Genomic DNA, 22,648 nt, shown 5'->3' on the forward strand with positions numbered 1-22,648 from the left:
AAAAGTTCAATTTCACTATCTTAAATTATTTACACCACCTACTACCTTTTATTTAACTTAATTTCACTATAAAAAATTATAAAATTTTGAACAATCAAAAAATTTCATAATGTGAAATTTCTTATAAAAAAAATGATTAAATTAATGTTAAAAAAAATAAGACGCCATTTCGCGTCTTATTTAAAGTCCTTCCAAGAGATATTACTCTCGTTTAATAACTCTTCGAATGATTTATTTTTCTCACGTAATCTCTTTTCTTCACGAATACGTGCTTCTTCTTCCTCTTTTTGCTTTGTTTCATTTTCTTGCAATTGTTTTTTTGTATTTTTTAATTTTTGAAGAATTTCTTCATTCATTAATGATCCTAATGATATTTTTTCCTTCTGTTCATACGCCGGTTTTACAGGCTGCTGTGGTTTTCTTTTTTTCATTTTATTTCACCTTCCATTTCCATTATTTTATCATTAATTTATAGTAGAAAGAGAAGTATTTCATCTTTTGTTATATTATAAATCTACTATTTCTCTTTTTTCAAATGCTAAAACTCATATTCTTTGTTCTTCATAAAAATAATAGGATGCCGCAGCATCCTATTGTTCATTTTTATATTAAAAATCTGCATTTCCTGGTGTACGTGGGAATGGTATTACATCACGGATATTTTTCATTCCTGTTAAATACATAACAAGTCGTTCAAATCCAATTCCATAACCAGAATGTTTTGTAGCGCCGTATTTTCTAAGCTCTAGATACCACCAGTAATCTTCTTCATTCATACCAAGTTCTTTGATTCGCTCTACAAGAACGTCTTCTCTTTCTTCACGTTGACTTCCTCCGATTAATTCACCAATACCAGGAACTAATAAGTCTGTCGCAGCTACTGTCTTGCCATCCTCATTCGCTCTCATATAAAATGCTTTGATTTCTTTCGGATAGTCAGTCACGTATACAGGACGTTTGTAAATTTCCTCACTTAGGTAACGTTCATGTTCAGTTTGTAAATCTGTTCCCCATTCAACTGGGTAGTCAAACTTTTTACCAGATTTCTGTAATAATTCAACAGCTTCAGTATAAGTAACTCTACCAAAGTCAGATTCTAATGCATTCTTTAATCTTTCAATAAGAGTTTTATCAATAAAGCTATTAAAGAAGTCCATTTCTTCAGGTGCATGTTCAAATACATAATTAATGACAAACTTAACCATGTCTTCACCAAGATCCATGATATCTGGTAGTTCTGCAAAAGCAACTTCCGGCTCAATCATCCAGAATTCTGCGGCATGTCGTGCAGTATTTGAATTTTCTGCTCTAAAAGTCGGACCAAATGTATACACATTACGGAAAGCAAGGGCATAAGCTTCTCCATTTAATTGGCCACTTACCGTTAAGTTAGTTTCTTTGCCGAAGAAATCCCCTTTATCATCCACTTTTCCGCCTTCAGTTTTTGGAAGTTGGTTCAAATCCATTGTTGTCACACGGAACATCTCTCCTGCGCCTTCTGTGTCACTTCCTGTAATGATTGGTGTATGTACATATACATATCCTTTTTCTTGGAAGAATTTATGAATAGCATATGATGCAAGTGATCTTACTCTGAAAACCGCTGAGTATGCATTCGTTCTTGGACGTAAATGAGCGATTGTTCTTAAATATTCAAGAGAATGTCTCTTTTTTTGTAATGGATAATCTGTATCTGATAATCCTTCAATCACAATTTTTGTCGCTTTAATTTCAAAAGGTTGTTTCATTTCCGGAGTTGGAATAAATTCACCTTCTACTAAAACAGTTGAGCTTATAGGTAGCTTTGTAATTTCTTTGAAGTTATCTAAATTGTCCTCAAAAACGATTTGTACACTCTTAAAGAATGTACCGTCATTTAACTCCATAAAACCAATCGTTTTAGAATCACGAAGAGTACGAATCCATCCTGAAATTTGAACAGTGTTGTCTTTAAATTTTTCTTGATTTCTGTATAAATCTTTCACTACAGTCTTTATCATAATTTGCCTCCTTATATTAATTTCCAATAAAAAAAGCCTTCTATCCCTATAAAAGGGACGAAAGACTAACTTCCGCGGTACCACCCAAATTGTCATAATATGACCAACTTTAAAGCTAACATCGCTTATCCCAGTTAATAACGTGCTGGTAACGTCTAAGCCTACTTAAGTGTTCCCTTTCGGTTAGAACTCAAAGGTGTTCTTCATTCATGCTTCATCACTAGGCTTCCACCGTCCCTAGCTCGCTATCGAATATAGCAAAAACTACTTTCCTTTTCATCGATTTAAAATATGTAGTTTTTAAAGGAATTTTTCTTGTATAATTTATCATAAATCATAATCGCTTGTCTAGTTGTCCCCTAAAATATATTCATTTGAATCTCTACTTTTAAACATCTTAAATTAGTTGAATCTATTTGATATACAGCATTTCACACTTTCGCTTTTTACTTCTACATGAACACATCATGTGGAACCAAGCTCCTTCTTTTTCTCTTTGTTACTTCCTCATAGACACCTTATGGGTAATCAAACTCCATTACTCATGAATCTTGTTAGATCATTGGAAGGGTATTTATGAACATTAAGCGACAATGTTCAATTTTCAAAATTGTCATTCTTGATTTAATTGTCAAATTCCCTTTATTAAATTTTCTTCTTCCTATGATACACTTTACTAAAAAGGAGGGTTTTATTTATGGCTAGAGCAGAAGAATTGTTAAAGGATAAATTTGTTTGTTCGAAATGTAAACATACTCACGCTAAAACTAAAGAAGTATCAATGTCTGGTTCAGGTATAAGTAAGTTACTAGATATTGATTATAATCATTTTTTATTTGTATCTTGTTTAAATTGCGGTTTTGTTGAGGTTTATAATCCTTCAATTTTAGATGGTAAAACCCGCGGTGAGTTAACGACAATTCTTGATATTCTTTTTGGTTAGAGGATGATGGTTCTATTATGATGATCTGGCTTGTTGTAGCTGTTCTTTTTCTCGTTTATTTTATTGGAGTTGGCTATTATTTTACGCAGCAAGTTTTGTTTATGAAAACAAATTCACTTGAGTTTATTTATCAGCGCGAGTTGGAAAATTTCCGATTTGATGAAGGATTGTATCGTTCTGTTCAAAAACAATCCTTTTCTATTGAATCTCGTTATGGGTATGAATTAAGGGGATACTTGTTTGAGGCCTTTGATACAAATAATTGGGTCATTATTACACATGGTGTAACGGTCAATAAGAATAACTCAATTAAATATGCTGAGCTATTTTTAAAGCTTGGCTTTAATGTACTCACTTATGATCATAGGCGACATGGGGAGTCAGGTGGGCATACAACTAGCTATGGATATTATGAGAAATTTGACTTACAATCTGTGGTTCACTATTTAAAGGATTTAAAAGGTGAGATTGTTCTTGGCATTCATGGGGAGTCAATGGGAGCTTGCACAATGTTACAATATGCTGGTTTTGTTGAGGATTCTGCAGCTTTCTATATTTCAGACTGCGCGTTCTCTACATTTGAGGAACAGCTTACATATCGTTTGAAAATGGATTATAAACTTCCTAAATGGGCAATCCTTCCAGTTTCTAGCATTTGGTTAAAGCTTCGGAATGGATTTTTCATTAAGGATATTTCCCCTTTACTGGCAACTCATAATATTAAAAATCCCGTTTTATTTGTTCATAGTAAACCAGACCCTTATATTCCATTTACACATACACTTAAATTATTTGAAGCGAAAAATCAAAACAAGAGAGAATTATTCATTGCTGAAAATGGTGCACACGCTATGAGTTTAAATGAAAACAAAGATGATTACTATTCAATTGTTTCTTCCTTTTTAAATACTATTGGCGTTAAACATCATTCAATATAAAAACTGGACAGAGTTATTTCTCTGTCCAGTTTTTATTCTTAAAGAGCTGCCTCTAAAATTTTTAATGCATCTTCTTGATCTAATTTTTTGAAGTTACCAAATGGTCCATATTTAACCGTTTTAGCAGCCATTTCAGGTAGTTGCTCTTTTGTAATACCGTACTCGCTTAAACGACTTGGCGCACCGATCGAGTTCCAGAAAGTGCGTAAAGCTTTAATACCAGCCAATGCCAATTCTTCTTTTGACATTGATTCTTGCTTAATATCAAATACTCTTTCTGCAAATTGACAGAAACGATCAACATTTTCGCTCATTACATATTCCATCCAATGAGGGAAAATAATTGCTAATCCTCCGCCGTGTGGAATATCTGTTACTGCAGAAACGGCATGCTCAATATTATGTGTAGCCCAATCACCTTGAACACCCATACTTAAGATTCCATTTAATGCCATTGTTCCACTATATAATAGCGTTTCACGCGCTTCATAATCATCCAATTTCTCGACTGCGATCGGAGCAGTTTCAATAACTGTTTTTAAAATACCTTCACAGAAACGATCTTGAATTTTTGTATTCGTTCCATGGTGGAAATATGACTCAATAACATGTGACATGATATCCACTGATCCATAAACTGTTTGATCACGAGGTACTGTAAACGTATTTTGAGGATCTAGAATTGAAAATGTTGGGTAACTAAATTTACTTCCCCAACCTAATTTTTCATTTGTTTCCCAATTTGTAATAACTGACCCAGCGTTCATTTCTGAACCAGTTGCTGCAAGCGTTAATACTGTTCCAAATTTTAATGCATCTGTTGGGAATGCTTTACGTGTAATAACATCCCAAATCTCACCATCAAATTTCGCTCCAACTGCAATAGCTTTTGTACAGTCGATGACAGAACCACCACCAACAGCTAAAACAAAGTCGATATTTTCGTCTTTACAAATTTGTATACCTTTATGAACTGTTGATAATTTCGGATTTGGTTCAACTCCGCTTAGTTCATAAACTGTTTTATTAGCTTCTTTAAGTATGCCTACTATTTGATCGTATAGGCCATTTCTCTTAATACTTCCACCACCGTATACAAGTAAAACATTCTTTCCAAAGCTAGCAGCCTTTTCTTTTAACTTTTGTACACTATCTTTACCAAATATTAATTCTGTTGGATTTGCAAATGTAAAAAAATTCATATGTATCCCTCCTATTGTTCAAACTTAATTTTAACTTAAACAATCAAAAGGATGCATCTTAAACGACTTTTGTTTCGAATATTTTTTCATTTAATGGGTACACTAAATAATCGTATGAATGTTTCATAATAAATCTAACTTTCTCATATTTAAATCCCACTTTTTCATATAGTCGGCGAGCAGAAGGTTTGTCTTGATCTACATTTAATGAAACTCGTGAAATTCCTTTGTTTTTGGCAAAAGAAAGTAATCCTTCTAATAATTCAGTTCCAATTCCTTTGCCTTGATAATCTGGATGCACTGACAATGTATCAATATAAAAATCTTTATCATCTGCTTCCTTATCAACTTTAACATTTTGCATATTTAAATTACGACTTATTATTTCAAGCATCTCACGATCAAGTACTGATAGTTCCATGGAATGGTAGGCTATAATCACTCCTACAACTTTCCCTTCAATTTCTTTTACTAAACAATTATGGTAACTTAGTCTATTTTGTTCAGATTGAACATAATATTCTAAAATTGGTGTTGCTTGTTCGTATGATGATGTCCCGGTTAACATAAATAAAATATCTTCAATCGCTTGTACAATTAGAGGGACAATTTGTTTGGCATCTTCTTTTTTTGCTATTCGAATCATGAATTGTCACTCCTTAACTTAAATTTTTCTTAGTTTATCTTTAATTCTTCTTAGGTAAAAAAAAACAACCTTTTCATTTTATACTAAATCCAAGTTAATTTCATGAAAAAAATTAATACTTTATTAAATTACACCATTTATTTTAACATAAATGTAATATATAATAATTTTAAGATGTGTAGGAGGAAATTAAATATGTCTGATGTTCAAATTAAGGTTTTAGATAATGGTCCTTTACGTGTCACTGGTACTGTTGAGTTAGTTGATGCTGAAGGGAATACATATCCGCAAAAAGCAGCTTTCTCATTATGTCGATGCGGCATGTCAAGTAAATTACCATATTGTGACGGTACTCATAAAGGAAAATTCGAATCTGTTGTTCGAGCTCCTAAAGAATCAGAATAATTTTATTTTTCTGGCGCCGATTATTAGCAATTCTAAATAATCGGCTTTCTTATGCCCTCATACCTTTATTACCTTTGAATCATTCATAAAACTGATCTAATCACATTTACATTTAGGGAATGAACTATTAAGGGGGAATCAATATGAAAAAGGTATTGGCTTCAGTCGTTTTATCTGCAGCATTAGTAGTACCAGGTGTAACTGCATATGCAGCACCAAATGCAAATGAATTAAGATCTTATTTAGTTAGTATCGATCTAACTCAAAAGCAATTGGAGGATTATTTAAATTCTTACTACGGTGAGTCAATCTCTGATTTCGATTCAGTTGATGAGTTAAAAGATACTTTAGGTGAAAGACTTACTCAAAAAACTTTAGACGATCTTCTAGATGAGTACGGTTACACTGAAGATGAAATTATCGATCTAGCAGTCTACTATGATGATATGGACAAAAATGCATCATTACTAGATACGTATTATTTTACTTCTGATATCGAAAACTTAATTTATTTAGATGAGGATGAGTCAGGTAGCAGTAGCGAAGATGAATTCCCTTCTATGGGAGATATTTCTTCTGCTCTTTCAGAGTTTGGAATTACTGAAGCAGAAATTAATAATCTATCTTCATATATAGAAAAAGTTGTGAATGATGACCCTGCTGTTGAAGCAAAATTAGAAGCATTAGGAGAACGTGCATCTGCTTTAGAAGAAAATTATCCTGAATTTTTCTCAATGGATACTGAGGCTACTCCAGAAGAATTACCAGCTGAATTAAAAGTAGAATTAATGAATATCGTAAAAGAACTTCAATCTACTTTAAAAATCGATATTAAAGTTAAAATTGAACAAAATGGCGTTAAAACTCCTTTAACTTTTGCTAAATTACTTACTATGGATGATTCTATGGATTCTATGGAAAATATAAAAGTATATTTAGAGATTTATGACAACGCTGGTAATCTATTATTAGACGCTTTATTTTCACCTGAGGAACTTATTGGTGATGACCAAATTGTAGATATCGTTAAAGATACTCAAAAAGCAATTAAAAACCCAAAACCAACTGTTACAGTAAGAACGGAAAATGGCGGTAAACTTCCAACTACTGCAACTCATACAACTGAATGGACAATGGTTGGTATGTTAATGATGTTAACTGCTGTTGTTTTACGTAAAAAGGTAATTGTTAAACGATAAGCTATGAATCGTAAACGAAAAGTACTACTTATTTTTTCAGCACTCCTTTTTATTGTCGGATTATTTTTTGCTACAACAAATGCTTATTCTTTGATTAAAACTTATGTGCTGTATAAACAGTCTAAGGATGATTTCAAAAAAGAAATCAAAACAGAAACAGCAACTAAATTGAAGCAAATTAAAAAAGACGAACCGCTTTACAAGACTTATCCTAAATTTGGCGATGAGATGGGTTCATTAACAATTCCTCGAATTTCTGCAACTCTACCAATCTTCCACGGGACAGATGAGGATGAGCTTGCAAAAGGAATAGGTCATTATGCTAAATCTGTGATGCCAGGTGAAAGAGATAATAGTGTTCTTGCTGGACATCGAGATACTGTATTCCGTGAGCTTGGCAAAGTAAAAGTTGGCGATCCGCTAATTGTTAAAACTTCGGCTGGTACATTTACTTATAAAGTTCATAAGATTCGTATCGTTGATAAAGATGATCGCACTGTTATTATCCCAAAACCAAGACCAACTTTAACGGTAAGCACTTGTTATCCGTTTAATTTTATTGGACATGCACCACAGCGTTATATACTTGTAGCTGGTTTAGTTAAATCAGAAGTAAATAAATAAACAAAAAATGCTTACTATTTAATAGTGAGCATTTTTTATTAGTAGTTTCATATTTTCATTAATTTTCTAGTGCCGCCCAAAACTTTTCGTTATTTAAATTGCGAACGCTCCATTGGTAGTGCCCATCACTGCAAGTTTCCGAAAAGAAATTTGCCGAATAGATACTATAAAAAAGCACGTACAAATGAATTGTTCTTCTAACTTCTTCGCCTAATCGATTAACTACTTTATTTAAATATTTTTCTAGCTTTTTTTCACCCAATTCATCATATAAATCAAATAAAATCCAGCTTAATGCAACATCAAATAACGGGTCCCCATATAACGTCATTAAGCCGAAATCAATTACACCATTAATTTGTCCATCTGAATTTACTAATAGATTTGATGGATAATAATCACCATGTACTAATGAATATTCCCCTTCGTATCCAACTGAAAATGCATCCATTAATCGTTTTAATTTCACTTCGTAATCTGATACATCTCTTTTCAAATATCGATCAACTTCTGTATTTTTTCTCAGTAACGATTGTTTTAAAAAATCGTTCCAGTCCTTTGAAGAAATTTCATCATAATCACTTAATAATTTAATGCCTTTAAATTGCTCTTCCAATTCAATCTTTTGAATACTTACTATTGTAGATAGATAGTTTTCAAAGAACGAATCTAATACTTGCTCATCATAATTTGATAAATCCTTTTGTATATTTCTGCCTTCAATTCGTTTTTCAATTGTTAAAACGGCATCTCTCTCTTTTATAATTTCGTGAATTTTTGGTAATTCAAAATTCACATCACTAGCATTCATTGATTCATAAAATTGCTTTAATATTTCTAGCTTTGAATATGCTGTTGGTTTATATAATTTTAAGACTCTTTTTTGATCATAAGAGTATACTTCTGCTTCTTGTCCCTTTCCTAAAAAATTCGCTTCGCTTATATTGTACTTTTTCAAAATGTAACCTCTAACATTTTGTGTTATCATCTTTTGTTCCCCATTTTCCCTTATTAATCTTTTTGCAATTCTATTCTCAACTATTCCTACTTCTTCCAAATTAGCCTACTATTTCCTATACGGCAATAAAAATTATTTAATGATCTTTCTGATTATTACCGGATCTTACTCTTCCTTTGATACCCATGAGCCTTGTGCTTTTCGAATATAGAGGATTTGCCCAATATGATAAGCATTATGAGTACATAGATTAGATAACGCTCCCCACCAGATTGCATCTACTGGAAAATTTGGAATTTGTTCATAAAGCTTTGATTCATCTACTTCTTTTATAGCTTGCTGCCAATTCGCTAGATTCTCATCTAACCGCTCAACAAGCTCTTGCCAATCTTCCCTCGTTAAATTTTCCATCTCTTGAAAAGTTGAAGCATTACTTTCGACCACTTCAGTTGGGATCTCCCCTTTAAATCTTCTTAACCATCTTTCATTATAGAAATATAAATGGTATACGATTTCACCGATCGTATGAGTAGAATCATTTTGTCTCCAACTAATACTCTCTAAACTTAAATTCTCCAATGCTACACTTAAAGGTTGAATCCAGCTTTCAACATTACGACAGACTTCTAATTGATCTAATATAAACTCTTTTTTACTCATAGATCATTCTCCCTTTTAATTTTATACTTTAAGATATGTACTTTCGTGGTTATTACTAGATTCACCTTTATTACTTTATGATTTTAACCTATTAAAAAATGCACTACTTTTTAAAAAGCAGTGCATTCTTGCAACGGAATAGGGAATCTTCACGAGGAGTAATGATTAAATCTTATACTAATGAACTCTAAATAGATTAATTGTTGCACCTGCGCCTTGTAACAACTTAACATCTCCAACAAAGTCAAACAGTTGAAGTGAAATTGTATCTCCAGCGTCTAATGGTAAGATCATTTGACTACCGTAAATGGATCTATTCACTTCATTTACGATTGCTGATGCATTTATAGGTCTCCCATTTACTAATAATCTTGTAGATACGTCTAATAGCGCATTTAAATTCACAGTGTAAGTAATAAAGTAATTACCTGGTACCTGAACTGTTAATCGCTCATTTGCTTGATCAATTGTAACTCCTTCACCTAAAAACTGAAATGATGGAAAAGTTACAATTGTACCTTCTTTTATAACGGAAACTGTTCCACCACTATTCGTAACAAATGCAAAACTTTCGCCAGGAGGTATTGGTGGAAAATGATGTCTTGGCGGTCTTGGGTATCTCATACTATCACCTTTTCTTATTATTTAGACATAAATCCTCTTAGGAGTAACATATTAAAGGCTTGTCTATAATTGTTGATATAGTTTATTAATATGAAAGTTTTTTCTTTTCGTTACAGCATGTCCACTAGTTTTTTTATTTTTTTTCAATTTTAATAGATTAAAAAAAACCTAGTCATCATCAGACTAAGTTCTTTTTAATCATATGTATTGCAAAAGTCTATGATCTCTCTAGTACATTTACAATCCGATTTAGTAGTTCATTTTGCTTCTTTAATTCTTCGTTTCGGATTTTAAATAATTTATAGAAGTAGTAGACTACTACTATAAGACATACAGGAATTGCTATGTTAAAAAGCATCATAATGATTGGAATTATACTTAAGGTTGCATCCATTTTAACTTTCCACATCCTTTATAGTTTATATTTAGATTATGTTAGACTATATAATCTTTATGTCTATAAAATAGTAGAAAGGAAAAATTCGGATAAGAAACAAGCTTTATCAATAAAGTACACAAGTGTTTGCATTTCTTCCCATGATCCTTTACGATAAGGCTCTGGAAATTCCTTATTGTACTACCGCATGCGTAAGTTGAACAAGGAATTAGTAATATTGCCCCAGAATGCTAAAAATCAAAATAAATAAGTAAAAAACACTCAAAAATATTACTAATCCAACGACAATGTTATCTCTTTTTTTAATAGGATGAATATGATTTTTTAAGTCTGTGATTGGTTTATCTTCTGTTTTCATAGTTTCAAAAAATAAAAGTACCAGATTATTTTTTCTTTAATTTAAAGGTTTCCTCTTGATTATTCCATTTTATCGTTACTTCAATAGGTGAGGATTTACTTGTAACAGAACAACCAGAGCAGGCATTAGGAATCGTAATAGTATTTTCGTTATTTAATTCTTCTGTGCGAACAGTTTGACCATTATTGATATTAATCTCTAGATTCTTTTTTACTTTATTACCTTTCTTTAGTTTAAAAATAAATTGTCCATCTTCTCTCGTATCATTGGTTATATCAGCAGAGTATTCTCCTTTCCAATGTTCGCTTTCCCCTTTAAAAAGAAGCGATTTATTGGAACATCCGAATAATGTTAAAACTAAAAGTGATAAAAGTAGTTTCTTCATAAAACCTCTCCTTTTCATTTCCATAATATGTAAATTCTGTGCAAAAATGATAATCCCTTTTACTAATAAAGTGATAAGGATTATTCTAATAACAAAAAATCTAGCATACAAAAACCCTTCTTTTTTAAGAAGGGTTTTTGTATTTCTTATTGAATATATGCATGCGTTATTTGTACAAGGTTAATGATAACGAAACCAAACAAACCAGCCCTTTTCTTTACTTTTGGCTAAAAATATTTGCCCCTGGGCTAAGTTAGCTCCAGGTGCTTTCGGAAAATCTAAACGGACAAGCCAAGATTTTTCAGCAATTTCTTTCCCACAAAAATACTTTGCCATTCCAAAATAATCCTCTTCTTCTTTAACACCAACTGTTTTAGGGAATGGCTTTGCCGTAACAACATTCCACTTCTTATAAATGTCTGGAAGATCCTCTAAACCTGTACCATAAGTTTTTGGTATTAAGGTATTTAAGGCTTCAATTACCTCTTTTTTATTCTTTATTGATGTTTTATCTAAGTCACTTAACACAGGACACTTTTTAGGTTGCGCGTATCCTACAATCGATCCGAAAGATAACATCATAATGAACATAAAAATCATCACTTTCATCTTCATTTTCTACTCACCTCTAGTGTTATCTTCCCTTAATACATCGATTGTTATTATTTAATAACAAAAAAAGAACCACTTCAAATGGTTCTTGCTATTGAACTAATGCATTACGTTAGTTCAATAGTTTAATCATATTTTTGTTATAAATCGGTGGTTATTTTCAAATGGTTTTTCCTATTATTAATTAACTGAATAAGTTTAATTGGTAAATAACCTAATAACCCTCCAAAAGTATTTAAAATTAAATCATCAATGTCAAAACTTCCAAAGTCAAATATTAACTGAATTAATTCGTAAGTTAAACTTAAACTAAAAGTTGCAATTACGATAACTTTAAAATTTTTGAACCCTTTCAATAATATTGGAAGGATGAAACCAAAAGGTACAAAACCAATAATGTTTCCAACTAAGTTTGTAATCCTAATATTTAAATTTATGTCAGCTAAAAAAATATAATAAATAATAGTTTTTAAAGGAATAAAATTATGTCCATGCCAACGATCATCATTATAGTTAAAATTAAAATGACTGATTATTTCTGATGGAGATACATATTTAAATAGTATTTGATTTGTAAGGACGACAAGATAAAGACAAAATGCTAAGGTTAAGACAATTTTCATAAATAATTTCATTGATTTCTACTACTTCCTATAATTATTAACTACTCACTCAATATAACATAATTTACCAATTTTGTTATATTCTTTATTCTACTAATCTGCCATTTACTTCAATAAAAAAAGCCGCATATTAGCAGCTTGTGATCTTCAACTATTGCATACGTTAGTTGCATAAGAAATTGAAGTACTAGTTAGCTCTAATTTCAAATGTTTGTTTTAAATAGTCACAACTGTACCAATGCAAAGATGCACATAAAAAACACCTTACATTCGAGCTCAGAATATTATTTTTGGTCATCTAACTTTCCACCAATTATTATTTTATATAGTTTAGCTGAACTGTTCTTGTCTAATTGAACAAATTTACTTTCGGCGCTTATTGCAAGTTCTATTTTATCTTTATCAGGAATATTCCAAAGCTCATATAGCACTGCTTTTCCATTTATTTCTGGATTTTTAAATTGAAATATAAATCTGTAATCTGCTGGTGCTACCATATCTACTTTTGCATGTTCCCAATTAATATTATCTAATATCGCTCTTACCTTTTGAACTTTCTCATTTATAGTAATTACTTTGAAGTCTTCATAATTATTTACATCAGCAATACGCTTTTGAACTATTATATTTTGTTCTTCGTTTCCTTTTAAGTTTGAACAACCCGTAATAAAAGTAGAAATAATTACAAGAAGTATAATTAAATATTTCAAATTAAACCCCCTTATATTTTTGGATGTCAATATATAGAATTCCATTATTTTCCTTTTATTGTAACATACCTTAAGCAACTAAACTGCCATTTAGTTAGATAACAAAAATCAGCAACTTATCCCATAAAAAAAGAGAGCTCAAAAAGTACTTTAACTTTTGAACTCCCTCTTTTGCCAGTCGACAAACAGAACTTAATTAGCTTTGCTTCAATTTCTGTTTTTGATCTAAAAAATGATAAATTGCATGGGCTACGCCTGCTTCTTCATTTGTTTTTGTAACAAATGTACAGTGGCCTTTTAGCTCTTCTTTCGCATTTCCCATAGCTACTGGAAAACCTACTCGATTAAACATAGAGACATCATTAAAACTATCTCCAATTGCCATGCTCTCATTTAAATCTACTCCAAGGATTGGTGCAAGCTTTAATAATGCCGCTCCTTTACTTACATTTGCTGCATTAATTTCAACGTTATTTGAGCTTGACGAAGTAATTAGTAAATTCTCTTCTTGCATTAGTTTTAGACGAATGCGACTAATAACCTCTTCATTATTAGAAAGAAATAATATTTTATATACATCAAGATTATTAAAATCTTCAATAGAAGAGTAATTTCGAACTTTTCTTAAAGTAGCTGTTACTTTGTGTGTTTTGCCAGTTTGCTTATCAGTAAAAAATTCATCATATAGTGTATCTCGACACTTTGTAAATGATCCTTCACTAGTACTAATAATAAATGTTTTATTTTCTGCTTCACATATACTTAAGGCTTTCGCAAAAATTTCCTTATCCATTGAATCGTTGTGCAATATTTTTGCCTCATAGTCATATATTTGAGAGCCATTTAAACAGACAATCGGACAAGTTAGACCAGCTTCATCTAATGCCTCCTTCGCACTTTCATACATTCTACCTGTAGAAATGACAACATGGATTCCTTCCTTTTGTGCCGCTCGGATGCTTTCAATGTTTTCCATTGGTATTCCATTCTTACCATTTACCAGTGTACCATCCATATCAATTGCAATTAGTGCCATGTCGTTCTCTCCTTTTCTACTATTCTCTTATAATCTGAATGCTAACTATTCCCCAATTCTACTAAAGCATTCTTTTTACAATTTAACTATTTTCTATTTTATGTTTTCATTCTTTATTATTATAACGCAAAAAAAGACCTTCTGCATTCAGAAGGTCTTTAGACTGCCTACAAAACTCTTTTCCTAATAGAGCTTATAGCTCAATCTCAATAATCTCCTTACCAACCAAGCGGGCGCCTTGTTTGGCTACGACAATTCCGGTTGTAGAAGTGAATACATTGTTTGCTACAATTTTATCCATTACTTGATTGATTAATGTTGGATCAACTGGAATTGTTGGATTGTCTACTGTTAGCGTAACAATCTTTTCATTTTCATTTAAAAATTTAAGTTCTAATGTTTGAATCATATCGCTTTCCTCCTTTTTTAACTGTTTAAAAGTAGTCCATTGCTTAATACTTCTAGCTCTACTAATGGTAGATCTTGCAATGATGCTAAGGCATTACCGATTTCACTTAGCTTCACTAAATCAACATCAACTCGGACATTTTTATATGCCTTCCTCTTGATAATGATTTTTCCTTGTGCATCTTTTCCTGCATGTAAATTTACATACAATGTTAGTTGTTGAGTAGCAATTTGAGCCATTTTCAACTCCCCCTTTCGATGTATATGTACTTAAAAAAGGGGGGATTTTCGTTAATGGTTAATTATTTTTTTGGATGTTCAAGATCCAATTTTCACGTCCACAATATCACTTAATAACAGCTCCATATATCCAGCCTGTTCTTCATAAATAGATAGCCTATTTTGGTGTAAATTAATTTTCCCTATTTTTCCTTTTACATTATGGTGATAGTGGTCTTTATAATAAGTAATTTGTACACTTTCATCTTCGTGAATTGCCTGTTGAAGATGACGGTTCATTTCCTCTAATAGCTGTTCATCTACTTCTTTTTGTTGTTCATAATTTTGTGATACTTTCCAATCACGAAGCATTTTTACATGTTCTGGTAACATCATTGACGTCCATTTAATGGTGCCACGGTCACGAATCATCGGCATTCTTCTCCTTTTCTTCTCTTTTTATCTGGGTTAGAACTAGTGGCTTTGCAGGGGAAAAGGACAAAAGGAAATTTTTTAACCTTTATGTCCACCTACCAGCTTGCTTCGGGCAAGTGCTGTTCCTCCTTCCGCATAAGAAACAGCCCAGAGGAGCGAAGATGATCCGTATTTTTTTCGGACTGCGTCCATCACATATCCTAAATTGCGCTTTTGAGGTTTTTTCTGATCAAACAAATTTAACTGCATGATTTCATCACTTACAATATTCGAAAGAGAAATGAGAATTTGCCGAACTGTCTTCCCTTCATAATATCGATCAAATAGTTTTGTACAGATCTCATACAAATCTGAAGTAATATTTGTAGGTTCATCCATTGTATATGCATGAGAAAATCCTCCACCAAATTCTTCCCGACTATATCCAATTCCTAATGTAATCGTACGTCCTGCCTTCCTAGCATTACGAGTTCGGCGTGCAACCTCTTCACACATTTCACGAATAACAAATTTAATTTCTTCAACTTTTGTATAATCTCTCATTAATATTTGGCTTTTACCAAAGCTAATCTGTCCGTTCATTATTGGCGCACCTAGCTCAGACAGATCTACTCCCCACGCATGATGATATAGTTGATTTCCCATCACTCCGAATTTCTTCTCCAGCAAATGAAGAGGATATTTCGCTAACTGTCCTACGGTAAAAATACCCATTGCATTTAAAGTGCGTTCGGTTCTTTTACCGATTCCCCACATTTCACTAAGAGGACTTACCTGCCATAGTTTTTTTTCTACATCTTCATAAGTCCACTCCGCTATCCCATCTTTTTTTCCTTCTAAATCTAAGCAGAGCTTTGACAAAAGCATGTTCGGTCCAATCCCAATCGAACAAGGTAATTGAAATCGTGCCATAATCTCAGTACGAATTTTTTCGGCAATCTCCCACGCATCCCCCCATAGTCTCTTCACTCCATCCACCTTTAAAAAACATTCATCAACACTATATACATGTAAATCCTCTAAAGGGACAATTTCATTTAGTAACTTTACTATGTTCGTTGAGATTTCTAGATATTTTGACATTGAAGGATTTACAATTTTGATTCGAGGATCTTTTGGTATTTCAAAAACCCTTGATCCTGTTTTAATCCCAAATTCCTTTTTCAATCGCGGAGAGGCTGCAAGTACGATACTTCCTTCCCTCTCCACATCTCCAACAACTGCTAAATAACATTCTAATGGATCTAATTCGAGCATGACCGCAGAACAACTTGCATAAAAGCTCTTCATATCGATGCATAATATCCGATGATGTGGTAACTCTTCATAACAAATGCTCATACATATCACTCCGATTTTCCAAAAAATAGCAGAACTAATGTTCTTATTTTTATTATAAACATATATTAAACGAATATACGTTCGATTTCAATAAATTTTTTCGCTAGGAACAATACAAAATTTTAGTTATACTAAAATTAGCTTAAAGGAGGAAAGACTTAAAGTGGATGGACAGTTTGTAAAGCAGATGATTAAACGAGCGTTAATGCAATATAGAGGAGAACACGAACAGTGGATTACAGCTGATATGCTAGATAAACTGTACGAACAAATCGTTACCGAACAATTAAATGATGACCGTGAATTATATGAAATAGTACAAGATATTGTTTACGAATACGTAACGAATTATGCCTAAGCAATCGAAAAAACCCGAGAAAGAACATCCAGTTCTCTCTCGGGTTTTATGAATAGACAAATGATATTTCACTCGTAATTCCATCTTCTTCATCAAAACCAATAATGATTTCCATTGCATAGGATGAAAAACGATGAATCTCTTCCAAGTAAAAACCAATTGCGTCAGATATTTGTTGCTCAAAATAAATTAAATTCCGATGATTAGCTGATACTTCACAGCTTACACCATCATCTTCATTAAATAGAAATTCAATTTGTACACTTTCTGGTCGAATTCCTTCCAAATCAGCCGCATATACACAAATTGCATTGGCAACATCTTGTTCATCAAAATAGATTTTCACAAGTCACCTCAAAAGGGGAAAGTTAATATCGGTTTCTACGAAAGATTTTCTTAATAAACCAAATAATAACTATTATTACTAAAAAATCTAATAGTAATCCAAAAAATGAAAAACCAAATTGCTGACCACCATAGTAGCCACCAAATGGGTTTAGCATCGAACCAAAAAGAGAGCCTAACCCAAATGCACCTGCATAGCCTAAAAAATTCCTTCCAGGACTTCTATACGAACGATAGCTCGACCTTGGTGCTGTTGGACGATAACTTCTATTAGAACGATACGATCTCCTAATTGCAAGATGCGTTGATGTTTGTTTACTAGAAACTAAAGTATTGGCTTCTACCTTAATAGTTCGCTGGTTATACGTATTGCTACTTGCATCCACTGGGAATGACAAAGCTAACAAAAAAAACAAAACCCATATGGATATTAGAGAATTTATTTTCTTCAATATTGACCCTTCTTTCATCATCACATCTTTCTTAGTATGGATCATTTTTAATAAAAAAATGTGATAATTAAAGAGCTCTATAACCACTTAATACTTTGTTTAGTAAACAACTGATCCGCTAATAGGTGAGAAAAATAACCGACTGTACCAGCTAACCATAATCCATTTACATTTAAGTCTTTTTGCAGCAAATAACAAATTCCACTCCAAACAGCTAAAAAGTAAAGGGAATGAGTTGGTCCACGATGCTTTAATCTCGATGAAACAGCAATAAATAATCCAATCGCAAAGATTGACCAATAACCATAAAAGAAAAACCAACCAATAACTGCAATTAATATGCCTGTTAACATTAAGATTGTTTTTAAATGCCGTAACCAGCTCACACAAATAATAAATAATGTGAGAATACCTACTGCATAAATCCATGATCCAGAATAAATTAACTTCCCTGTCTTCACAACAATAAATAATGTAGCTGCTAAAAATAATAAGCTGAAGAGAACTTTTAGCGGCATTGAAACTTTTTTTGTTAATGAACTATTATGATGATCTAAATCAGGAGCCAAACTACTGATTGCACCAACTATAAGTGGGACGGTCATAGAATCATTTTTTGTTGCATACATTGTGACACCAGTTGCAAATAATCCTACAATTACATGACTTTTTCCATCCAAAACATTTACCATCCTTATCTTTCATACTCATACTTTTATTATAGTCGGATAAGGTTAGTTTTCATATGAATAAATTAACAAATGATGGTAATTTAAGAATAATAAATGTCTCTATATTCATTGACGATTGTTCTTTTTTCTGACAAAATATAGGAAGCTCAATATTATAGAAAACTAGTCGATTGGCGAGCCTTTTAGGCGAAGACTAAAGACGTAGTTGCACTTACACTTTATTCCTAAAATTGGCAAACTACATCGAGTAATTAACAACGCTAGCCAATTTATACTTTTTAAAGTGTAATAAAATACTTTCACAGTTTGCTTTGGGGGAAATTATGCAAGAAAAAGAAATGAGTGTCATTGACCATTTAGATGAGCTTCGAAATCGAATAATAAAAGTGATTGTTGCATTCGTTATTTTTTTAGGGATTGGATTATATTATACGAAAGCTATATTCAATTTCCTTGTTCAAGATTTGCATGGAAAGCTTCTAGCACTTGGTCCAAGTGATGTCCTTTGGATTTATCTTATGATTGGTGGAGTGTTCGCGATCGCGTGTAGTATCCCTGTCATAGCTTACCAAATATGGGCGTTTGTAAAGCCAGCCTTGCATGTAAAAGAACGAAAAAGCACAATGCTTTACATACCAGCTTTATTCTTATTGTTCGTTTGTGGATTAGCATTTGGCTATTATTTCATCTTTCCAAACGTTTTAAAATTTTTACAGGACATTGGAGAAGACTTAGTAACAGTTACATTCACAGCTGAACGCTATTTTAGCTTCTTATTTAACTTAGTTGTTCCTTTTGCGTTTTTCTTTGATTTACCAGTCATTATACTTTTTTTAACAAGTATCGGAATCGTATCACCAGCATTTTTAAGAAAATCTCGACGATTTGCATATTTTATCCTTATTATTATCGGAACAGCAATTTCACCGCCTGATTTTGTATCTGATATGATGACAAGCTTACCATTGTTAGTTATATACGAATTAAGTATTCTTGTTTCATCAATTGCATATAGACGACGTATTAAACGCCTACAACATGAATCGGAATAAAAATAAAAAAATGGACAGCAGTTAGTATGCTTGTCCATTTTTTTTTGACTATGCCTTATAATAAAATATGTGATGTATACAAAGTAACAACTAAACCTGAAAAACTATAAATTAACGATGCTTTAATAGCAATTTTTCTTTGAAAATCTTTATGTAAGTCATTAAATTCTAATCCAGCAGCACGCAACCATTGATATCGCTGCAGAGGAGTATAACTTACTTTTTTAGCTGTTTTCCAATAAAGGAAGACCGTCGTAACGAATCCTACCATAATAGCAATATTACTAGCCGATGAATCCGAGAGAACACTAACAAGGAACGTCAAAATTACTTGTACAATTAAAATAGCAAAAACGTAAATGAACTTTTTCATGTTAATCCTCCTTATTTAAGCTTATTTAAATTATATCAAAGATGTATTTTTCAGAATAGTAAAAATTTTGTAGAAACCGTGGGTAATTAGAACTAAATAGACAACAAATTGATAAGAGAAAGAGTCTGTTTATCAGACAAAAATGTAAGAGATATGAAAAAATCCTATTCCCTTCTTCCTATTTAAGTTCTTACGTTCGACTTTAAACTTGTACAAAACGAACATTAGTTCTATAATGAATATAGAAAAAAGATTCCCACATATATGAGAATCTTTAAGTTTAAATAATTATTAGTTTGAGGTGATCTCATCTTCCGATTTCGGCACAATGATGATTGTTTCTCCTTTTTTAGAGAACATGTATTGATCACGAGCATAGTTTGCTATGAAATCCGGATCATTTAATAGTCTAATCTGTCTGTTTAAATCTTTTTCAGTTTTAGCTACTTTTTTTTGTTCAACATGTAATGTTGAAAGTTCATGTTGCTTTGCCGAAGCGATCTTATTTTGACTATACATATATATTCCAGACGCGATAAGTAAAGACAAAAATAATGTTGTCAAAATGATTCGATGGATTCGTATTGTTTTTCTTTTTTTAGTCTGCGGAAATTGATTACGAGAAGGCTTGTTTAATTCTTCTCTTTGTGGATTAAATAGTTTTCGCGCTTCTGCCTTCACGTTAAAAACCTCCCTTTAAAAATATTATTCTACTCTAGTTTAACAATTAATATCTTTTTAGAAAAGAAAAAAAAGGTAAAACAAGTAAAAATTTGACTATTTTACACAGAAACTCGTCTTTTTTGTCGAGTTCTAGTCACGTATATTATCATAAAAAGATACCATTAATTACCTCATTTTCTTATTTTTTGAATATTTTAAATTTTTTTAACAAAAGTGGTTGACGAATATTTTCCCATCATGTATATTAAATATAAATTAACTGAATATTTAAACAGTTAAATTTTAGTAATCATGTTATACACATCCCCCCAATCCCTATCACCCAATTAGATAGGGATCTTTTTATGTTCAAAATCACAAGCCAACAAATTACCAATTTAGGGAAAGTTGGATTATAATACTTTTTAAAGGAGGTACGAGAAAATGCAAAAATTAGAAATTGGTGCTGCCCAAGATGCACTTCAAAATTATATAAATCAAACAGTCTATTTACATTTAGAAACTACAAATGGTGCATATGCTAATCACTTTAATGAAAAAGTAATGACGGTAAATGCCTTTATTAGAAATACGAAAGTAATCATTAGCCGTGCTACGATCACAGGCAAATACCCATTCCGTGTCGGATTAAAGCTTGAAGAAGGCTGGGTTGTTGCAGAAGGATTAACTGATTTTGAAGTTGATGAACAAGGTCGCCTCCTACTAGCAGGTCATAATGAGGATGGAAAGCTTGCAATCGCAATACATTTAAGCTATACGCCATTTTAAGAGAGGAGCACTAAAAATGAGTCAAAAACAAGAAAAAGTATTACTTGTGTTCCCTCACCCTGATGATGAAGCTTTTGGGGCTGCTGGAACGATTTCGAAGTTTACAAATAAAGGGATTCCGGTTACATACGCTTGTTTAACTTTAGGAGAAATGGGACGAAATATGGGAAATCCATTTTTCGCAACAAGAGAATCACTTCCTACAATACGTAAAAACGAATTAATCGACGCTTGTAGAGAAATGGGAATCCAAGATTTAAGAATGCTAGGATTTCATGATAAAACAATTGAATTCGAAGACCCTGAGGATGTAATTAGTCCAATAAAGGAAATCATCGACGAAATTCAGCCAACATTATTAATTACTTTTTATCCAGAACACGGTGTTCACCCAGACCATGATGCAACTGCAAGAGCTGCTGTTGAAGCAGTTCGACGAATGGATAAGGAAGATCGTCCAACAGTATGGTGTATCGCGATTACAAAAGAACGCTTTGAAGTTTTAGGAAAACCCGATATCGTGAATGATGTAATGGATGTTGCAACTCAGAAACTAAGAACGATGAAAGCACACCGTTCTCAGACAGAGGCAATGCTAAAAGACGTTGTAAAAATCGAAAAATTTGAGGATATACCCGATGATCGATTAAAATCATTTTTTGCAAAGGAATCATTCTATACCTATCAGTTTGAATAAGAACTTGCCAAAACCAATGTAAGAAGGTAAATACCTTATATATGTAGAAAGAAAAAGAGATTAAACTATTCTGGAGGTTAATGAAATGTTGAAAATGAGGTATTTAATTTTATATGTTTCAAGTCTAGAAAAATCTCTTACTTTCTATACTGAGTCTTTAGGCATTCCTATTCGTGGAAATCATGGTACGTATGTCGAATTAGATACTGGCAATACCGTACTTGCTATGATTGAACGTGGCAATGTTCAAGAGCTGACTGGATTAAATTATAAAAATACTGAAGCATCCTCTCAAACATTTGAAATCGGATTTGTAACAGATGATGTGCATTCTACAATAGAAGATTTACGAACAAAAGGTGTAAACATCATCAAAGAACCAATTACAAAACCATGGGGCCAAACAGTAGCATATGTAGCAGATCCAGACGGTCATTATATTGAAATTTGTAGTTCAATGGACTAATAAAATAGCTAAAAAATCCATCTCTAATAAAGAGATGG

31 protein-coding genes and 1 other annotated feature are annotated in these 22,648 nt (G+C 32.2%); of the genes, 10 read left to right on the forward strand and 21 right to left on the reverse strand.

From position 1 onward, the window contains the following. Positions 1 to 176: 176 nt before the first annotated feature. Complete coding sequence (locus BED47_RS08860; RefSeq protein ID WP_069033376.1) at positions 177 to 431, reverse strand: YqkE family protein; 255 nt, start codon at positions 429 to 431, stop codon at positions 177 to 179. A gap of 177 nt (positions 432 to 608) precedes the next feature. After that, complete coding sequence (gene asnS, locus BED47_RS08865; protein ID WP_069033377.1) at positions 609 to 2,000, reverse strand: asparagine--tRNA ligase; 1,392 nt, start codon at positions 1,998 to 2,000, stop codon at positions 609 to 611. A gap of 50 nt (positions 2,001 to 2,050) precedes the next feature. Beyond that, positions 2,051 to 2,289: a binding site (T-box leader), on the reverse strand. A gap of 408 nt (positions 2,290 to 2,697) precedes the next feature. On the opposite strand from asnS, the gene BED47_RS08870 reads away from it, so the two are divergent. Then, positions 2,698 to 2,943: a zinc ribbon domain-containing protein gene (locus BED47_RS08870; RefSeq protein ID WP_069033378.1), complete on the forward strand. Its 246-nt coding sequence runs from the start codon at positions 2,698 to 2,700 to the stop codon at positions 2,941 to 2,943. Positions 2,944 to 2,963: 20 nt separating this feature from the next. Continuing rightward, positions 2,964 to 3,881, forward strand: coding sequence for an alpha/beta hydrolase (locus tag BED47_RS08875; protein ID WP_439097776.1), 918 nt, complete (start codon positions 2,964 to 2,966; stop codon positions 3,879 to 3,881). 38 nt (positions 3,882 to 3,919) lie between these two features. On the opposite strand, the gene BED47_RS08880 is transcribed toward BED47_RS08875, so the two are convergent. Next, positions 3,920 to 5,083: an iron-containing alcohol dehydrogenase gene (locus BED47_RS08880; protein WP_069033380.1), complete on the reverse strand. Its 1,164-nt coding sequence runs from the start codon at positions 5,081 to 5,083 to the stop codon at positions 3,920 to 3,922. A gap of 58 nt (positions 5,084 to 5,141) precedes the next feature. Then, entirely contained in the window at positions 5,142 to 5,729 is a 588-nt protein-coding gene (locus tag BED47_RS08885; RefSeq protein WP_069033381.1) for a GNAT family N-acetyltransferase, read from the reverse strand. Positions 5,730 to 5,924: 195 nt separating this feature from the next. On the opposite strand from BED47_RS08885, the gene BED47_RS08890 reads away from it, so the two are divergent. The 3 genes from BED47_RS08890 (at position 5,925) to BED47_RS08900 (ending at position 7,957) form a co-directional block, all read left to right on the forward strand. Then, positions 5,925 to 6,134 carry a CDGSH iron-sulfur domain-containing protein gene (locus tag BED47_RS08890; protein WP_069033382.1) on the forward strand — a complete coding sequence of 70 codons (210 nt, stop codon included), beginning with the start codon at positions 5,925 to 5,927 and terminating at the stop codon, positions 6,132 to 6,134. Positions 6,135 to 6,277: 143 nt separating this feature from the next. Further along, positions 6,278 to 7,333, forward strand: a complete 1,056-nt coding sequence (locus BED47_RS08895) for a processed acidic surface protein (RefSeq protein ID WP_069033383.1) — start codon at positions 6,278 to 6,280, stop codon at positions 7,331 to 7,333. A gap of 3 nt (positions 7,334 to 7,336) precedes the next feature. Beyond that, positions 7,337 to 7,957, forward strand: a complete 621-nt coding sequence (locus BED47_RS08900) for a class D sortase (protein ID WP_069033384.1) — start codon at positions 7,337 to 7,339, stop codon at positions 7,955 to 7,957. Positions 7,958 to 8,015: 58 nt separating this feature from the next. Here the strand turns inward: BED47_RS08900 and BED47_RS08905 are convergent, their stop codons facing one another. The 12 genes from BED47_RS08905 to BED47_RS08960 form a co-directional block, all read right to left on the reverse strand. Further along, positions 8,016 to 8,945 (reverse strand): aminoglycoside phosphotransferase family protein, encoded by a 930-nt coding sequence (locus BED47_RS08905; RefSeq protein ID WP_139116354.1) that lies wholly within the window; start codon positions 8,943 to 8,945, stop codon positions 8,016 to 8,018. A gap of 135 nt (positions 8,946 to 9,080) precedes the next feature. Beyond that, entirely contained in the window at positions 9,081 to 9,575 is a 495-nt protein-coding gene (locus BED47_RS08910) for a DinB family protein (RefSeq protein ID WP_069033386.1), read from the reverse strand. Positions 9,576 to 9,752: 177 nt separating this feature from the next. Further along, complete coding sequence (locus BED47_RS08915) at positions 9,753 to 10,199, reverse strand: BclA C-terminal domain-containing protein (RefSeq protein WP_069033387.1); 447 nt, start codon at positions 10,197 to 10,199, stop codon at positions 9,753 to 9,755. Between the two features lie 780 nt (positions 10,200 to 10,979). Continuing rightward, positions 10,980 to 11,339: a hypothetical protein gene (locus tag BED47_RS08920; RefSeq protein WP_069033388.1), complete on the reverse strand. Its 360-nt coding sequence runs from the start codon at positions 11,337 to 11,339 to the stop codon at positions 10,980 to 10,982. A gap of 180 nt (positions 11,340 to 11,519) precedes the next feature. Further along, positions 11,520 to 11,954, reverse strand: coding sequence for a hypothetical protein (locus BED47_RS08925; protein ID WP_069033389.1), 435 nt, complete (start codon positions 11,952 to 11,954; stop codon positions 11,520 to 11,522). Positions 11,955 to 12,091: 137 nt separating this feature from the next. Continuing rightward, positions 12,092 to 12,586 (reverse strand): VanZ family protein, encoded by a 495-nt coding sequence (locus tag BED47_RS08930; protein ID WP_069033390.1) that lies wholly within the window; start codon positions 12,584 to 12,586, stop codon positions 12,092 to 12,094. A gap of 272 nt (positions 12,587 to 12,858) precedes the next feature. After that, positions 12,859 to 13,329, reverse strand: coding sequence for a hypothetical protein (locus tag BED47_RS08935; protein ID WP_069033391.1), 471 nt, complete (start codon positions 13,327 to 13,329; stop codon positions 12,859 to 12,861). A 151-nt stretch (positions 13,330 to 13,480) separates the two neighbouring features. Further along, on the reverse strand, positions 13,481 to 14,320 hold the full coding sequence (locus BED47_RS08940) for a Cof-type HAD-IIB family hydrolase (protein ID WP_069033392.1): 840 nt from the start codon (positions 14,318 to 14,320) through the stop codon (positions 13,481 to 13,483). Positions 14,321 to 14,513: 193 nt separating this feature from the next. After that, entirely contained in the window at positions 14,514 to 14,729 is a 216-nt protein-coding gene (locus BED47_RS08945) for a DUF2922 domain-containing protein (RefSeq protein ID WP_254664575.1), read from the reverse strand. A 17-nt stretch (positions 14,730 to 14,746) separates the two neighbouring features. Next, positions 14,747 to 14,968 (reverse strand): DUF1659 domain-containing protein, encoded by a 222-nt coding sequence (locus BED47_RS08950; RefSeq protein WP_069033393.1) that lies wholly within the window; start codon positions 14,966 to 14,968, stop codon positions 14,747 to 14,749. A gap of 78 nt (positions 14,969 to 15,046) precedes the next feature. Further along, positions 15,047 to 15,379, reverse strand: coding sequence for a YolD-like family protein (locus BED47_RS08955; RefSeq protein WP_069033394.1), 333 nt, complete (start codon positions 15,377 to 15,379; stop codon positions 15,047 to 15,049). Positions 15,380 to 15,460: 81 nt separating this feature from the next. Further along, positions 15,461 to 16,723 (reverse strand): Y-family DNA polymerase, encoded by a 1,263-nt coding sequence (locus BED47_RS08960; RefSeq protein WP_069033395.1) that lies wholly within the window; start codon positions 16,721 to 16,723, stop codon positions 15,461 to 15,463. A gap of 163 nt (positions 16,724 to 16,886) precedes the next feature. Between BED47_RS08960 and BED47_RS08965 the strand changes: the two genes are divergently transcribed. Continuing rightward, positions 16,887 to 17,081, forward strand: a complete 195-nt coding sequence (locus BED47_RS08965) for a YqzH family protein (protein WP_069033396.1) — start codon at positions 16,887 to 16,889, stop codon at positions 17,079 to 17,081. A gap of 46 nt (positions 17,082 to 17,127) precedes the next feature. Here BED47_RS08965 and BED47_RS08970 read toward each other — a convergent pair whose 3' ends face one another. From BED47_RS08970 to BED47_RS08980, 3 genes are all read right to left on the reverse strand, one after another. Further along, complete coding sequence (locus tag BED47_RS08970; RefSeq protein WP_069033397.1) at positions 17,128 to 17,427, reverse strand: DUF2653 family protein; 300 nt, start codon at positions 17,425 to 17,427, stop codon at positions 17,128 to 17,130. 22 nt (positions 17,428 to 17,449) lie between these two features. Next, entirely contained in the window at positions 17,450 to 17,833 is a 384-nt protein-coding gene (locus tag BED47_RS08975) for a hypothetical protein (RefSeq protein WP_069033398.1), read from the reverse strand. Positions 17,834 to 17,955: 122 nt separating this feature from the next. Then, positions 17,956 to 18,558 (reverse strand): metal-dependent hydrolase, encoded by a 603-nt coding sequence (locus BED47_RS08980; RefSeq protein ID WP_069033399.1) that lies wholly within the window; start codon positions 18,556 to 18,558, stop codon positions 17,956 to 17,958. A gap of 335 nt (positions 18,559 to 18,893) precedes the next feature. On the opposite strand from BED47_RS08980, the gene tatC reads away from it, so the two are divergent. Next, positions 18,894 to 19,622: a twin-arginine translocase subunit TatC gene (tatC, locus tag BED47_RS08985; RefSeq protein ID WP_069033400.1), complete on the forward strand. Its 729-nt coding sequence runs from the start codon at positions 18,894 to 18,896 to the stop codon at positions 19,620 to 19,622. A 55-nt stretch (positions 19,623 to 19,677) separates the two neighbouring features. Here the strand turns inward: tatC and BED47_RS08990 are convergent, their stop codons facing one another. Together BED47_RS08990 and BED47_RS08995 are read right to left on the reverse strand one after the other, a co-directional pair. Further along, positions 19,678 to 19,995, reverse strand: a complete 318-nt coding sequence (locus BED47_RS08990) for a hypothetical protein (protein WP_056475504.1) — start codon at positions 19,993 to 19,995, stop codon at positions 19,678 to 19,680. A gap of 291 nt (positions 19,996 to 20,286) precedes the next feature. Next, positions 20,287 to 20,676 (reverse strand): FtsB family cell division protein, encoded by a 390-nt coding sequence (locus BED47_RS08995; protein ID WP_069033401.1) that lies wholly within the window; start codon positions 20,674 to 20,676, stop codon positions 20,287 to 20,289. 426 nt (positions 20,677 to 21,102) lie between these two features. On the opposite strand from BED47_RS08995, the gene BED47_RS09000 reads away from it, so the two are divergent. The 3 genes from BED47_RS09000 (at position 21,103) to BED47_RS09010 (ending at position 22,610) form a co-directional block, all read left to right on the forward strand. Next, entirely contained in the window at positions 21,103 to 21,447 is a 345-nt protein-coding gene (locus BED47_RS09000) for a YojF family protein (RefSeq protein WP_069033402.1), read from the forward strand. Between the two features lie 16 nt (positions 21,448 to 21,463). After that, complete coding sequence (gene bshB2 / locus BED47_RS09005; RefSeq protein WP_069033403.1) at positions 21,464 to 22,144, forward strand: bacillithiol biosynthesis deacetylase BshB2; 681 nt, start codon at positions 21,464 to 21,466, stop codon at positions 22,142 to 22,144. 85 nt (positions 22,145 to 22,229) lie between these two features. Next, entirely contained in the window at positions 22,230 to 22,610 is a 381-nt protein-coding gene (locus tag BED47_RS09010) for a VOC family protein (protein ID WP_069033404.1), read from the forward strand. Positions 22,611 to 22,648 lie beyond the last annotated feature (38 nt).

The sequence above is a fragment of the Gottfriedia luciferensis genome, assembly GCF_001712755.1.
In the GTDB taxonomy this organism is placed as follows: Bacteria; Bacillota; Bacilli; order Bacillales; family Bacillaceae_G; genus Gottfriedia; species Gottfriedia luciferensis_B.

Excerpts from the sequence above, each read along its gene's own strand:
- BED47_RS08895 (WP_069033383.1), top strand. The coding sequence starts at position 6,278 with ATGAAAAAGGTATTGGCTTCAGTCGTTTTATCTGCAGCATTAGTAGTA.
- BED47_RS08940 (WP_069033392.1), bottom strand. The coding sequence starts at position 14,320 with ATGGCACTAATTGCAATTGATATGGATGGTACACTGGTAAATGGTAAG.
- BED47_RS08945 (WP_254664575.1), bottom strand. The coding sequence starts at position 14,729 with ATGATTCAAACATTAGAACTTAAATTTTTAAATGAAAATGAAAAGATT.
- BED47_RS08910 (WP_069033386.1), bottom strand. The coding sequence starts at position 9,575 with ATGAGTAAAAAAGAGTTTATATTAGATCAATTAGAAGTCTGTCGTAAT.
- BED47_RS08880 (WP_069033380.1), bottom strand. The coding sequence starts at position 5,083 with ATGAATTTTTTTACATTTGCAAATCCAACAGAATTAATATTTGGTAAA.
- BED47_RS08900 (WP_069033384.1), top strand. The coding sequence starts at position 7,337 with ATGAATCGTAAACGAAAAGTACTACTTATTTTTTCAGCACTCCTTTTT.
- bshB2 (WP_069033403.1), top strand. The coding sequence starts at position 21,464 with ATGAGTCAAAAACAAGAAAAAGTATTACTTGTGTTCCCTCACCCTGAT.
- asnS (WP_069033377.1), bottom strand. The coding sequence starts at position 2,000 with ATGATAAAGACTGTAGTGAAAGATTTATACAGAAATCAAGAAAAATTT.
- BED47_RS08870 (WP_069033378.1), top strand. The coding sequence starts at position 2,698 with ATGGCTAGAGCAGAAGAATTGTTAAAGGATAAATTTGTTTGTTCGAAA.
- BED47_RS08990 (WP_056475504.1), bottom strand. The coding sequence starts at position 19,995 with ATGAAAAAGTTCATTTACGTTTTTGCTATTTTAATTGTACAAGTAATT.
- tatC (WP_069033400.1), top strand. The coding sequence starts at position 18,894 with ATGCAAGAAAAAGAAATGAGTGTCATTGACCATTTAGATGAGCTTCGA.
- BED47_RS08915 (WP_069033387.1), bottom strand. The coding sequence starts at position 10,199 with ATGAGATACCCAAGACCGCCAAGACATCATTTTCCACCAATACCTCCT.
- BED47_RS08885 (WP_069033381.1), bottom strand. The coding sequence starts at position 5,729 with ATGATTCGAATAGCAAAAAAAGAAGATGCCAAACAAATTGTCCCTCTA.
- BED47_RS08890 (WP_069033382.1), top strand. The coding sequence starts at position 5,925 with ATGTCTGATGTTCAAATTAAGGTTTTAGATAATGGTCCTTTACGTGTC.
- BED47_RS09000 (WP_069033402.1), top strand. The coding sequence starts at position 21,103 with ATGCAAAAATTAGAAATTGGTGCTGCCCAAGATGCACTTCAAAATTAT.
- BED47_RS08960 (WP_069033395.1), bottom strand. The coding sequence starts at position 16,723 with ATGAGCATTTGTTATGAAGAGTTACCACATCATCGGATATTATGCATC.
- BED47_RS08860 (WP_069033376.1), bottom strand. The coding sequence starts at position 431 with ATGAAAAAAAGAAAACCACAGCAGCCTGTAAAACCGGCGTATGAACAG.
- BED47_RS08920 (WP_069033388.1), bottom strand. The coding sequence starts at position 11,339 with ATGAAGAAACTACTTTTATCACTTTTAGTTTTAACATTATTCGGATGT.
- BED47_RS08925 (WP_069033389.1), bottom strand. The coding sequence starts at position 11,954 with ATGAAGATGAAAGTGATGATTTTTATGTTCATTATGATGTTATCTTTC.
- BED47_RS08955 (WP_069033394.1), bottom strand. The coding sequence starts at position 15,379 with ATGATTCGTGACCGTGGCACCATTAAATGGACGTCAATGATGTTACCA.
- BED47_RS08930 (WP_069033390.1), bottom strand. The coding sequence starts at position 12,586 with ATGAAATTATTTATGAAAATTGTCTTAACCTTAGCATTTTGTCTTTAT.
- BED47_RS08935 (WP_069033391.1), bottom strand. The coding sequence starts at position 13,329 with ATGGAATTCTATATATTGACATCCAAAAATATAAGGGGGTTTAATTTG.
- BED47_RS08875 (WP_439097776.1), top strand. The coding sequence starts at position 2,964 with ATGATCTGGCTTGTTGTAGCTGTTCTTTTTCTCGTTTATTTTATTGGA.
- BED47_RS09010 (WP_069033404.1), top strand. The coding sequence starts at position 22,230 with ATGTTGAAAATGAGGTATTTAATTTTATATGTTTCAAGTCTAGAAAAA.
- BED47_RS08905 (WP_139116354.1), bottom strand. The coding sequence starts at position 8,945 with ATGATAACACAAAATGTTAGAGGTTACATTTTGAAAAAGTACAATATA.
- BED47_RS08950 (WP_069033393.1), bottom strand. The coding sequence starts at position 14,968 with ATGGCTCAAATTGCTACTCAACAACTAACATTGTATGTAAATTTACAT.